The sequence below is a fragment of the Taibaiella sp. KBW10 genome, from assembly GCF_003852495.1.
GTDB lineage: Bacteria > Bacteroidota > Bacteroidia > Chitinophagales > Chitinophagaceae > Edaphocola.
In genome coordinates this window covers 722,338-734,734 of sequence record NZ_QAJI01000003.1, presented here as the reverse complement: position 1 = coordinate 734,734, position 12,397 = coordinate 722,338, and the positions used below count along the sequence as shown (strand labels likewise).

The window sequence follows — 12,397 nt, the reverse complement described above, 5'->3', positions numbered from 1 at the left end:
AATAAGATATGTCCTTTACAGAACAAGATATTAATAATAAGGATTGGAATGCTTCAAATCGGCTTATTGTCGATGCATTTGAAATGGAGTCGCTTCCAGAGATTACCTTAGCAGACTTCCTTGCATTACTGACGCAAAAAGTAGCGTATATGTTGTCGCATAATACAGAAGAACTATTCTCTAAACTCTATCGCTTAGATGTTTTAGAACATAAAATAAAGGAAGCATTTAACACAGAAGATATACCAAAGCAAATTGCCACTCTGATTATAGAGCGGCAATTTGAAAAATTTGAAACCAGAAGGCAATTTAAAAAAACGACTAAGCCCGATGAAGATCTGGCCTGGTAGTTTTTTATTTATTTATATACCCTTACTGCGCAGACAAAATCACGAAGTGTTTTAATTTGCTCCGGTCTGCTCGTATTCAGGCGGTTTTTAGTATTTAAATTAATTTTTTGATCTTTCGATAGCCCATTTATCATACTTAAAAGCTCATTAGCATGCACCGCAAAAGTTGTACCATTGGTATTGGTTTGCTTGCCGGTTATGATCCCCACAACATTCCCATTATTGTCCAGAATGGGTGCACCACTTTGGCCGGGATTAGAAGTAATTTCTAACTGATAGGCAGTCGTGTCACCGTTAAAGCCCCGTTCACTGCTGATATATCCTTCATTATAAACAATATTGTCCTGAGGGTAACCAATAGTGAAAATCTTTTGTCCTAAAGAAGATGGACTTTTAGAAATCATATAAGGTAGTGCTTTCCCAAAAGTAAAATCCTTATTGATAACCTTCAGAATGGCCAGATCAGATTGCGGATTAGCAGTGATGATATTCGCTTTATAATAATTACCATCATTCAATTGGATGAAAACAGAATCTGCCCCCTCAACCACATGATAATTTGTCGCCACCAGACCATCATTAGTAATGGCAAAGCCAGAACCGCTATAATCACCGGGATAACTTACTACAGGCGTACTGCTCGGTTTGTTTAGATTATTAATAATCTGGTTTTGTGAATGCTTTAAAGTCGCAATATCTTTTTGAAGCTGTGTATATTGATGGTTCTTTTGGCTGTTATCCTTCGTAAATGTATAAGTCAGTAGCGAAGAAAACAGCGCTATTGTTGCCGCAGCAGATATGGGTTTCCAGTATCGGCGCATACCCATCAGCGGCTTTTTAACACTTGTTATAATAGAAGTAGCCGGATCCTGACTGGCCTTATGAGCCGTCGCGACTTCCTGTAAGGTATTTCTAAGTTGCTGCGTAGATTTCTTTTCAGACAATAAGAACTGTAATTGTAATGCCTGTTGGAAAGAAGTGTTTAATACCTTATCCTCATCCAGAGCAGTATGCAAAGATTTAAGTTCAGCAGTGCTGAGATCTCCTGCTTTGTAGCGTTCTGCCCACTCCTCAATGTTTAATAAATGAATCATTCTTATATAATTAGTTTGCCTTTTTAGAAGAAAAGAATAATTTTTTTAATCTGTTCAGGCATTTATACTTTTGTGTTTTCGCATTTTCTGCATTCGTATAGCCAAATTGCTTTGCTATCTCCTGCATGTTTTTCTCTTCTATGTAAAATGCTTTTAATAAACTGCTGCATGGCTCTCCCAATTGATCCATGGAAGCATCTAATAGATTGAAATTGAACTCTTTTTCCAGATGTTGTTCTACATCATCACTGTATTGTGCTTCCGAAATGGTGTCATCTTCTTCCTGCTCCATTTCCTGGAGATAGGAAGTTTGACTAGATACATCCATTTTCTTAAACCATAATCTCTTACAAACAGCAAATAGGTAAGTGCTTAATTTACAAGTTAATATGAAATCAGGATTTTTAGCTTTCTCGTACAAAACCATTAAGCCCTCCTGGAAAATGTCATAAGCATCATTTTCGGCGCCTCCTCTTGTGGTAATCCACTTCGTCAACATCGATTGGTAAAGCCGATAGATTTCCCGGATAGCATGGCTATTGTTCCGCGACAATCCTTCTATAAGTTCACTATCGGTATAAATAGTAGTTCTACTCAAAGCGTTATTCTTTTAAATCTATAATTTGGTCTTTCAATCCTATTTCATCCTAAGTCACAAAGCATACATATATATTGTGTGTCAAAATGATGAGATAAGCGTCTGCTAAGTTAGCTAATACTATTCACTTACTTAATGCCCGAAAATGCAAAAAGTAACCCAAAAAAAATATTTTAAAAAATTTTTCGAATACTGGGTTACCTTTTTTACTTTTGCGCATTAATATTCAAAATCACAATTTTAAAATTAAAAAAATCAAACAAATGAAATCATTGAAATTAGGCGTTTTCGCTATCGCTATGGGTTTATTCGCTGCATCTTGCGGTAACACTGAAACTGCAACTGACGCTGCTGCAACTGCTGACTCTGCTGCTGCTGCTGCAACTGCTGCTGCTGCTGTAACTGAGCAAGCTGCTGCAACTACTGATTCTGCTGCTGCTGCAACTGCTGCTGCTGCTGCAACTGCAACTAACGCTGCTGCAACAACTGCAACTGAAGCTGGTAAAGCTGCTGTAGAAGAAACTAAAGCTGCTGCAAAAGACGTTAAAGAAGCTGCTAAAGAAGTAAAAGCAGGTGCTGAAAAAGCTGCTGAAGCTGCTAAAGCTGCTAAATAATTTAGTACTAAACTAAAAACAAAAAAAGGTTGCTTTTTTATAAAGCAGCCTTTTTTTGTTTTATATTTGGGACTCAAAAAACGATTCTCTTAAAAATGTTATATAGAAGTAAAGCTCCTTTACGGATTGGTTTGGCAGGTGGTGGTACGGATGTAAGCCCTTATAGTGATCTATATGGGGGAGCTATCTTAAATGCGACTATTTCTTTATATGCTTATGCTTCTATAGAAACTATTGAAAAACCGGAGATTATTATTGAGGCGGTAGATCGAGATGAATATCGGTCCTATACATTGATACCGGAACTTCCGATTGATGGCTACCTAGACCTGGCAAAAGGTATTTACAACCGAATCGTAAAAGATTACGGGCCTATTACCAGCGGGTTTAAGCTGACCACTTCTGTAGATGTCCCTGCCGGCTCCGGATTAGGAACGTCCTCTACTTTGGTCGTTGCAATATTAGGTGCTTTCGTAGAGTGGTTAAAACTTCCTTTAGGAGAATATGATATCGCTAGACTCGCTTATAAAATAGAAAGAGAAGACCTCAAGATGTCCGGTGGAAAGCAAGATCAATATGCGGCTACCTTCGGAGGGTTTAACTATATGGAGTTTTTTGCCGATCATAAGGTAATCGTGAATCCGCTGCGCGTTAGATCCAGCCATATCCATGAATTAGAAAACAACTTATTGTTGTTCTACACCTCAACCAGCCGTGTTTCTGCAAAAATAATTGATGCCCAAAGTAAAAATATTACCGATAAAAATCAGGACTCTATAGAAGCCATGTCGCACCTTAAAGAGCAATCGGTGATGATGAAAGAGGCCTTACTGGTAGGTGAAATCGATGAAATCGGTCAAATACTCAATTTCGGCTTCAAACATAAAAAGCAGACCGCTAAAGATATTTCGAATCCGCTAATTGATGAAATCTACGAAACCGCGCTTCAGGCGGGCGTAACGGGTGGGAAGATCAGCGGTGCCGGAGGAGGAGGATTTATGATTTTCTATTGTCCGAACAATACCAAGTACGCGGTGCAAAAAGCCCTATCTCATTTTGGTGGTCAGTTTTATCCTTACCAATTTGTGAAGAATGGTTTGGTGACCTGGACGAAATCTAAATAAGCCTGTCGGCACTATCCGACACTATTTCCCCGTCCTTCATACTTAATACGCGATTGGCCAATGCGGCTAATTGTTCATTATGCGTGACCACGACAAAGGTGAGCTGATATTGCTCCTTTAATTCCAGAAATAATTTATTGACTGCATCTGCCGTTGCCGTATCCAGGTTTCCGGTAGGCTCATCCGCAAAAATGATTACCGGTTTTTGTACCAGTGCTCTGGCTATAGCAACCCGTTGCTGCTCGCCTCCCGAAAGTGCGGAAGGTTTATGATCAATACGATGAGCGAGTCCGACCTGGGTTAGTACTTTTGTCGCTTCCTGTTGTGCTGTTTCCTTATCTGTACCGGCGATCCAAAGCGGCATACATACATTTTCTAATGCCGTAAACTCCGGAAGCAAATGGTGAGATTGGAATACAAAACCTATATTTTTATTACGGAATGCCGCTTGCTTTTTTGAGGAAAGATTTTCCAAAGGAGTACTCAGAATCTGTACACTACCTTTATTAGGGCTGTCCAATAAGCCCAGAATCTGTAAGAGCGTACTTTTCCCGGCTCCGGAAGGGCCTACAATGGCGACAAAAGAACCTTTATCTATTTGCAGGGAAACATTTTTCAGAACCTGCAGGTTTCCGTAGCTTTTAGATAAATGAGTCGCTTGTAATAGCATGTAAAAATCTTAAATTTATGGGTGAAATAATGACATTGTAAATGTAAAACAAATCTTCTTTTAGTTTGTGATAAATAAGAGAATGGTTTATAACTAAAATTTAATATTTCCTGAAAAAAAACTTGCTTTTTTTAATAAACTATATCTTACATTTGCCGAAATCAAAAATTAAAAGAAAATATTTATAATATGTTTTGGACTTTAGAATTAGCGTCACATTTAGAAGATGCACCTTGGCCGGCCACAAAAGATGAATTAATTGATTATGCCATTCGTTCCGGTGCGCCATTAGAGGTCGTAGAAAACCTTCAGGAATTGGAAGATGAAGGAGAAATGTATGAAGGTGTAGAAGATATCTGGCCTGATTATCCTACTCAGGATGACTTCTTTTTCAATGAGGAAGAATATTAATATCAATTAGTAGATATAAGAAAGCCGGCTAAAAGCCGGCTTTCTTATATCTACTAATTGAAAAATTTTCTTTTTTCGGTACCATACTTTCTTAGCAATGCACTCGCTCTATATCGGTCATCATGATACGTTTTGTATAAAGCATCCATACCCGCCAAAACATAGTCGGCACCCAGTTCATCACACCATTGCAATAAGCCTTTAGGATAGTTGACGCCCTTGGTCATTGCTAAATCCAAATCTGCCGCACTGGCGATGTTCAGGTACAATGCTTCCACCGCTTCATTGATCAGCATAAACAAGATCCTTTCTACAATCGTTTTTTGTTCTACCTCGTTCAGCGCTGTAGTTAAAACAGGCTCCCCATTTTCGTAATTATAAAAACCTTTACCGGATTTTCGCCCTAACCAGCCGGCTTCTAACAAGCGCTTTTGTGCAAAGGCCGGTCTGTATTTCGGGTCATAGTAGAACGATTGAAATACCGTTTCCGTAACGACATAATTCACATCATGCCCGATATAGTCCGTCAGGGTAAAAGGCCCCATTTTAAAGCCACCCAATTGCGTTAAAGCCAGATCAATGTCTTCCTTACCGGCCAAGCCTTCCTCCATAATCCGAATCGCTTCTCCATAAAAAGGACGGGCTACACGATTAACGATAAACCCGGGAGTATCTTTGGTCAATACCGGTACTTTTTTCCAGGCAAGCATCAACTCTTTGATTTCCTGGGCCAATCCTTCCCGTGTTTGAATAGCCGGAATAATTTCGACCAAAGCCATAACAGGCGCAGGATTGAAGAAATGAATGCCGATCACGCGATCTGCTTTCTTACAAGCAGCGGCGATGGAGGCAATCGATAAAGAAGATGTATTGCTTGCCAGAATACAAGCTTCAGAAACAATCGTTTCCAGCTGAGCGAAAACGCTCTTCTTTATATCCAGTTGTTCAATGATCGCTTCAATAACTAATCCACTATCCTTTAATTCCTCTAAATTATTGACATAAGTATATCTGGCGAATAGCTCAGCAGCATCCGTTATTTTTCCTTTCTCGGCTAGTTTTTGTAAAGCCTTTTCCGTAGCGGCTTTTGCTTTGTCTAAGGCCGCAGTATTGTTGTCATATACCACCACTTTGTGCCCAGCCATAGCGGCTACCTGCGCGATACCATTACCCATGGCACCGGAACCTATAATCCCTATATTCATTTATTGTTGATTGAAAATTAAAACCTGTTTTTCCACATCATGCTTTCTACCGGGCGAATGGTACGCGTGGTATATTTTGCATCTTGTTTGGTGTTGTAACTATTTTCTACTTCACCATCTACAGGGAAATAGATCAGTTGACCGATAGGCATGCCGGCATAAATCCTCACCGGGTGTACACAGGAGATTTCCAGTGTCCAGGTATTACAAAACCCTACATCTCCTTTACCTGCTGTTGCATGAATGTCAATGCCTAAACGGCCGGTAGAGGACTTCCCTTCCAGAAAGGGGACATGTGTATGGGTCTCGGTATATTCTGCAGTAACACCTAAATAAAGGGTTCCGGGCTGCAGTACATAACCTTCTTCCGGAATGTCGAAGTGGCTGATCTCATTATGTTTTTTGGCATCCAAGATTGCCGATTGGTATACCGCCAGGTGCTTGCCTAAATGTACATCATACGAATTACTACCCAAATAACTTCTGTCAAAAGGTTCAATGACAATAGTGCCGTTTTCTATTTCTGCTAGTATTTTTTTATCTGATAATATCATGGCTTATAAAGTGTTGGGTTGTGCCGAAAAATTTAGACGAGGAGCCAGCCAGCTCTCATTTAACGCTTGTAACCAATGGGAACACATCTCTTTTTTGGTGGACACCAGGTTGTTAAATAATAAAGTGTCGGCTTGAATATATCCTTTGTCCAAGGCATATTGCACCTGATTCATGGGTAATACTTCTGCCTTGCCCTTTACCAAAAAAGTGATTGATAAGCGGTCAAACAGGTTACAATCATATTGCTTTTCTATACTTTTGATTACCCGTACAGAGCTATCCGTACTGCATCCACTTACCGCCTCCTGTGTTTCATCTGCCATCAGCACCACGAAACGTCCGAAGAGCAATTTGCCCCATCCCTTCACTGGTGCGCCATGCGCGTTCCATTGACTGGTAAACTGTAACAGTTGTTCGTCAATTTCCTTTTCCTGTTGTTCATTAAAAGGGCGGGAGCTTTGATAAATCCAAACGCGGGAATGATCATCGAAATGCGCGGGAAGCAGTGATGTAATATCATTTTGATTCATGATGCAAAGGTACTGTTTTGAATGAAATTATTTGTTATAGGTATTCATGGTACGGGCCAGGCCCATCGCGGCAAAACTTTCGATCATATCAATCGAAATCATAATTTTTTCCTGCACCGCCGGAAGCTCATCTTTTTTCCATTTACCCAAAACAAATTCTACTTGTCTTCCTTTGGGGAAATTATTGCCGATACCGAACCGTAAGCGCGGATAATTGGTGGTACCTAAAGTAGCCTGGATATCCCGCAAGCCGTTATGGCCGGCATCGCTACCACTTGGGCGTAGACGCAGGGCCTCGATCGGGAGTGCCAGGTCATCAACAATAACCAGGATATTTTCCAAGGTTATTTTTTCTTTATCCATCCAGTATTTTAAGGCTTTACCACTAAGGTTCATATAAGTGGTCGGTTTGATCACGATAAAATGCTTGCCTTTCCATTTGATATTAGATACAAAAGCCAGGCGATCCTGTTCAAAATTACCACCATGCTTGATTACAAAGGCATCTGCAACATCAAAACCAATATTATGACGGGTCGCATCGTATTCGAGTCCTATATTACCTAAGCCTACGATTAAGTATTTCATGCCGGCAAAATTAGGGAATAGTGGCTAATGATTACCGTTTCCTTCCGAATTGTTGCCTGAAATATCAATAGATGCGTTTAAGAAAGCAATGCGAAATATATTAACAAATAAAAGGCGACCAGATGGTCGCCTTTTACTTGTTAATATATCGAATAATATACTTGTTTATCGCTTGTTCCCGAATACTTGCTGTAACAGACTAGTTACCTGTGCGGCCGGGTTTGTACGGATCTTAGCTTCTTCCTGCGAAATGCTATAAAACATGCCATCCATTGCTTTTTCCACAACATAACCGCTTAGGTCAGGATTCACCTTCTTAGCAACTAAAGGAAGTTGGTTATAGGTGGTGAATACCGTTTTCCACAAATTAGTGGCTCCCACTTTTTGAAGTGAACTTTGTATAATCGGCCTGAATGCTTGTGTTAATGCATCCGTTGTTTTTAATTTTAAATAGTTGGTAGCTGCGGTATTGCCACCGGTTAATATTCCTACGCCATCTTGTAAAGACATTGTGGTGATGGCATTCACGAAGATAGGAGCAGCTTGCTTAGAAGCGTCTTCAGCAGCACGGTTCATGGCCAGGATCGCTTTATCTACTACAGAGCCCATACCCACAGAACGCAGGGTTTTCTCTACCTGTTGTACTTCTGCAGGCATCAGAATTTTTATCGCGGTATTTTTGAAAAAACCATCTGTTAAAGACAATTTTCCCGCAGCATTATTGGCGCCGATACGTAAGGCTTCTTTTAAGCCACTGACGATCTGCGTATTACTTAAGTTACCACTTGTAGTATTGTTGCCGGAAGTAGTGCTATTGTTTGTTCCGTTCGTGCTTCCCGGTCTGCCATTGTTTTGCGTTGTGGTACTTTTCTTTCCACCCAGTACAGAGTTCAATAAATCATTAGCTGATTGCGCCTGCACGTCTTGAGCCATCACAACCATGGAAACCAGTATAAAACTGCGATAAAATATATTTTTCATGTACGATTTCTTTAAATTTTGAATATAAAATACTTTCTTATGATTGAAAGGGCAATGCTCCTTTACACAAAGTATACTACTAAGATACGAATAACTGTAAAAAGTTTAATGTACTAAGTCCAGAGCGCTAATATTTGTTGTACGTGGTCTTTCGTTTTTACCTTATTGATGATGTGTTCAATCATACCCTGCTCGTTAATGAGAAAAGTGGTACGTACCGTTCCCATAAATTCTTTACCCATAAATTTTTTCAACTGCCATACCTGATATGCCGATACCATACTATGATCTTCATCAACAAGAATTGGGAAATTCAATTGAAATTTCTCGGTAAACTTTTGATGGCTTTTGGCAGTGTCTATGCTTACCCCCAATATGCTAATACCATGAGTTTCCAATAAGGCATAATGATCCCGGACATTGCAAGCCTGCACGGTACAGCCCGGAGTGTTATCTTTTGGATAAAAATACAAGGCGAGTTTTTTGCCTTTATAATCCTTGAGTTGATGGCTAATGCCATTTTGGTCTATTGCTTTAAAATCGGGAGCCTGATTGCCTAGTGCTAACATGAATAATATTTTGATGAGATAGGTTAGCCTTTACAAAGGATACATGTACCTGATTTATCCGGAAGGGGAACGAAATTGACCTTTGCCTCTTCACAAAACTTTTCCACGGCTTTACGTACTCCCTTATAGCTATCATTATTGAAGTCGTGAACCATAATATACCCTCCGGAAACGAGTTTGGGATAGAAGAAATGCAGCCCTAAATAAATTGGATCATAAAGGTCGGCATCCAGGCTTACAAAGCAAAACTGATCGGTCAGTCCTTCGGCAGTATCTGGGAAAAAGCCTTTTTTAATAATACACTGTTCTTTATGCGGCATTCGGGCCAGTACTGAATCAGTAGATGTACTACTGAAATCCTGGCCTGCATCGGAATATCGATTTTCCAGTTCCGTGGTTTTATCCTTTTTATTGAAGCCCTCAAATGTATCAAATAAATAAAATGATTTATTTGGTAAGTAAGCATTAATATGAGCAGCGAACTTACCTTTATATACCCCAACTTCGGCAATGTTACCCTCTAATTGATTCCGTTTGATTTCGTCACAAATTAGCTCGAGTGTTGCTAAACGTATGTAGTCAAAGTAAGTTGTTTCGACCTTTCGCTCTCTGGTTAAGTAAATCAGGGAGGGAGACATCATTACACGATTTCGTGTTCCCATTACATAGTTCCAGGCTTTCCCTAAAAATGACTTCATAAATTGAATTGTATAAAAAACTGATAATATCTTAATTGTATAACGAAAAGAAGGTTCCTTATTTACCCGGCATCTTTATATAATATTCAGACTTTCCACGTTTTGGAAATCTTCTTCACTACAAAGTTACATAGGGCCTATGCTGAATAAAGCTGTAAATATACTATTTTCTCTAATGGTTCTTTTTCTAATTTATGCTTGTAAAGACAACGGGAGTATTTTGGTAATATATAGGAAAGGGCAAGCACTTCTTTAGTATAAGAAATACTTGCCCCTTTATATGGTTCCTGCTTTAGAAGGGAAGATCATGATCTTCTGTGAGCCGTTCTTCAGGTGTCTCCACAAGATTTAAGGATTCTTTTTTATCCAACAGCATAAAATTGTTGGCTCGAACCTCTGTAACATACTTTTTCTGTCCGGTGGCATCTGTATAGCTTCGACTGCTTAATTTCCCTTCGATCAATACATGACTGCCTTTGTGCAGGTTTTGTGCTGTCCGTTCTGCCAGTTGCTCCCATAGCACCACACTATGCCAGGTTGTTTCCTCCATCCACTCTCCATTTTTATTTTTATACCGCTCTGTGGTGGCAATTCTGATCCGGGCTACTTTTGCACCCTTATCTAAAATTTTTACTTCCGGGTCGATGCCCAGATGACCGATTAGCTGTACGCTGTTTTTTACACTACTCATGACATAAAATTTAAAGAATAAATAATAAAATTTGTTTTTAACTTGTGGAAGCAAACGCCCTTTTTGTTTTAAGGATAATCATTCTCTGTTTCCTGTTGCAAAGATGTGGGCGGCAAAACACGGCAGTCGGTATTTAATTAATTACATTCGTATTTAATTAATTACATTCGTATGTAATTGATTGTTGTCGTTTGTTGTCGACTAAGAAAGAAGACTATAACCAATACTTATACCTATGGAACCTAATCTCAGATTGTGTTTAGGCTGTGCTAAGCCTATAAGGGGTCGCGTAGACAAGAAATTCTGTGATGATTATTGTCGTAACAATTTTAATAACCGACAGAATAGTGATCAAAACAGTTTTGTCCGAAATATTAACAATATACTGCGTAAGAATAGGCGAATTTTGGCCGGAATGTTACCCGAAACGGAAGAAACGGTAAAGGTAAAACGAGAGAAGCTATCCAATGAAGGCTTTAATTATGGGTATCATACCCATCTTTACCTGACCCAAAAAGGTCAGACTTATAGTTTCTGCTATGAATTCGGATATTTGCAATTGGAGCACGATTGGGTGCTGATTGTAAAAAGAAAAGGGGAGTAAACCATTAGCTGTAACAGAAGAAAAAAGATAAATAATTGAAAGTGAATAACATAGATCATATTTTAGCGAAAAGACCCTTAATCATATCCGGTCCTTGCAGTGCAGAAACAAAAGAGCAGGTCTTACAGACAGCTATAGACCTTAAAGAGACCGGCAAAGTAGATGTTTTCAGAGCAGGTATCTGGAAACCGCGTACCCGCCCCGGCAGTTTTGAAGGTGTAGGTACAGTGGGTTTAGCCTGGTTACAGGAAGCAAAAGCCCTAACCGGACTGCCTATGGCAGTTGAAATTGCGAATGCCAAGCAGGCGGAAGAAGCCTTAAAGCATGATATTGATGTACTCTGGATTGGTGCGCGTACTACAGTGAATCCCTTTAGTGTTCAGGAAGTGGCAGACGCCCTGCAAAATGTGAAGGTACCCATATACATCAAGAACCCGATCAATGCGGATGTCGAATTGTGGCTGGGTGCTTACGAACGGATACTCAAAACGGGGAATGAACAAATCGGATTAATTCATCGCGGATTTTCCCATTATGGAAACACCACCTATCGCAATGCCCCCATGTGGCACCTTGCATTGGAAATGAAACGCCGTTGTGGCGATGTTCCTTTCATTATAGATCCCTCTCATATATGTGGCAACAGGCATATGCTGCAGGAGACCATTCAAAAAGCCATGGACTTGCGCTACGATGGGGTGATGATAGAGGCACACATTGATCCGGACCATGCCTGGAGTGATGCAAAGCAACAGGTAACTCCCGATGGCCTGGTCAATATCTTATCCCAGATTGTCTGGAGAAAAGAAGACATTCCCACCGAAGAGCTGCATGCTATCTTACTCAAATACAGAACACAGATCAATCAGCTGGATAACGAAATTATTGAGCTGCTGGCCAACAGGATGCAATTGGTAGAAGAGATTGGTAAGTATAAAAAAGAAAATGATGTGACGATTTTGCAAGTAAACCGTTGGAAGGAAATTCTGGATCGCCTGTGTTCTAAGGGAGAATCATTAGGATTAAGCAAAGAATTCATCATTCAGTATTTTGATGCCATTCATTTAGAAAGCATCAAACACCAGGATATGGTGATGAATGACAAAAAAATATAA

At 39.8% G+C, this 12,397-nt stretch carries 17 protein-coding genes; 6 read left to right on the top strand and 11 right to left on the bottom strand.

The annotated features are described in order from the left end of the window. Positions 1–8 precede the first annotated feature (8 nt). Complete coding sequence (locus DBR32_RS07465) at positions 9–350, top strand: hypothetical protein (protein WP_124635660.1); 342 nt, start codon at positions 9–11, stop codon at positions 348–350. An 8-nt stretch (positions 351–358) separates the two neighbouring features. Here the strand turns inward: DBR32_RS07465 and DBR32_RS07460 are convergent, their stop codons facing one another. After that, positions 359–1,444, bottom strand: a complete 1,086-nt coding sequence (locus tag DBR32_RS07460) for a S1C family serine protease (protein ID WP_124635659.1) — start codon at positions 1,442–1,444, stop codon at positions 359–361. A gap of 10 nt (positions 1,445–1,454) precedes the next feature. Next, positions 1,455–2,042 (bottom strand): RNA polymerase sigma factor, encoded by a 588-nt coding sequence (locus DBR32_RS07455; RefSeq protein WP_124635658.1) that lies wholly within the window; start codon positions 2,040–2,042, stop codon positions 1,455–1,457. 212 nt (positions 2,043–2,254) lie between these two features. Between DBR32_RS07455 and DBR32_RS15635 the strand changes: the two genes are divergently transcribed. Further along, entirely contained in the window at positions 2,255–2,656 is a 402-nt protein-coding gene (locus DBR32_RS15635) for a hypothetical protein (protein ID WP_199724396.1), read from the top strand. 95 nt (positions 2,657–2,751) lie between these two features. Further along, the gene (locus tag DBR32_RS07445; RefSeq protein ID WP_124635657.1) at positions 2,752–3,780 is read left to right on the top strand and encodes a dehydrogenase; all 1,029 of its coding nucleotides are present in this window, start codon (positions 2,752–2,754) and stop codon (positions 3,778–3,780) included. Here DBR32_RS07445 and DBR32_RS07440 read toward each other — a convergent pair. Further along, complete coding sequence (locus tag DBR32_RS07440) at positions 3,773–4,450, bottom strand: ABC transporter ATP-binding protein (RefSeq protein WP_124635656.1); 678 nt, start codon at positions 4,448–4,450, stop codon at positions 3,773–3,775. The genes DBR32_RS07445 and DBR32_RS07440 overlap by 8 nt on opposite strands. Before the next feature lie 189 nt (positions 4,451–4,639). On the opposite strand from DBR32_RS07440, the gene DBR32_RS07435 reads away from it, so the two are divergent. Then, positions 4,640–4,861: a DUF2795 domain-containing protein gene (locus DBR32_RS07435; RefSeq protein ID WP_124635655.1), complete on the top strand. Its 222-nt coding sequence runs from the start codon at positions 4,640–4,642 to the stop codon at positions 4,859–4,861. 53 nt (positions 4,862–4,914) lie between these two features. On the opposite strand, the gene DBR32_RS07430 is transcribed toward DBR32_RS07435, so the two are convergent. The 8 genes from DBR32_RS07430 to DBR32_RS07395 form a co-directional block, all read right to left on the bottom strand. Continuing rightward, positions 4,915–6,066: a 3-hydroxyacyl-CoA dehydrogenase NAD-binding domain-containing protein gene (locus DBR32_RS07430; RefSeq protein ID WP_124635654.1), complete on the bottom strand. Its 1,152-nt coding sequence runs from the start codon at positions 6,064–6,066 to the stop codon at positions 4,915–4,917. A 17-nt stretch (positions 6,067–6,083) separates the two neighbouring features. Then, positions 6,084–6,620, bottom strand: coding sequence for a dCTP deaminase (gene dcd, locus DBR32_RS07425; protein WP_124635653.1), 537 nt, complete (start codon positions 6,618–6,620; stop codon positions 6,084–6,086). A gap of 3 nt (positions 6,621–6,623) precedes the next feature. Beyond that, complete coding sequence (locus tag DBR32_RS07420) at positions 6,624–7,151, bottom strand: hypothetical protein (protein ID WP_124635652.1); 528 nt, start codon at positions 7,149–7,151, stop codon at positions 6,624–6,626. 27 nt (positions 7,152–7,178) lie between these two features. Continuing rightward, entirely contained in the window at positions 7,179–7,739 is a 561-nt protein-coding gene (gene pth / locus DBR32_RS07415; protein WP_124635651.1) for an aminoacyl-tRNA hydrolase, read from the bottom strand. Between the two features lie 165 nt (positions 7,740–7,904). Beyond that, positions 7,905–8,720 carry a DUF4197 domain-containing protein gene (locus DBR32_RS07410; protein ID WP_233559682.1) on the bottom strand — a complete coding sequence of 272 codons (816 nt, stop codon included), beginning with the start codon at positions 8,718–8,720 and terminating at the stop codon, positions 7,905–7,907. A gap of 113 nt (positions 8,721–8,833) precedes the next feature. Continuing rightward, positions 8,834–9,289, bottom strand: coding sequence for a thioredoxin-dependent thiol peroxidase (gene bcp, locus DBR32_RS07405; protein WP_124635650.1), 456 nt, complete (start codon positions 9,287–9,289; stop codon positions 8,834–8,836). Positions 9,290–9,312: 23 nt separating this feature from the next. Further along, complete coding sequence (locus tag DBR32_RS07400) at positions 9,313–9,987, bottom strand: TylF/MycF/NovP-related O-methyltransferase (RefSeq protein WP_124635649.1); 675 nt, start codon at positions 9,985–9,987, stop codon at positions 9,313–9,315. A gap of 292 nt (positions 9,988–10,279) precedes the next feature. Next, the gene (locus DBR32_RS07395; protein WP_124635648.1) at positions 10,280–10,678 is read right to left on the bottom strand and encodes a single-stranded DNA-binding protein; all 399 of its coding nucleotides are present in this window, start codon (positions 10,676–10,678) and stop codon (positions 10,280–10,282) included. A gap of 235 nt (positions 10,679–10,913) precedes the next feature. Here DBR32_RS07395 and DBR32_RS07390 point away from each other — a divergent pair, with 235 nt between their 5' ends. Continuing rightward, the gene (locus DBR32_RS07390; protein ID WP_124635647.1) at positions 10,914–11,282 is read left to right on the top strand and encodes a hypothetical protein; all 369 of its coding nucleotides are present in this window, start codon (positions 10,914–10,916) and stop codon (positions 11,280–11,282) included. A gap of 41 nt (positions 11,283–11,323) precedes the next feature. Continuing rightward, a complete protein-coding gene (locus tag DBR32_RS07385) occupies positions 11,324–12,397 on the top strand; it encodes a chorismate mutase (RefSeq protein ID WP_124635646.1) in 1,074 nt (357 codons plus the stop codon).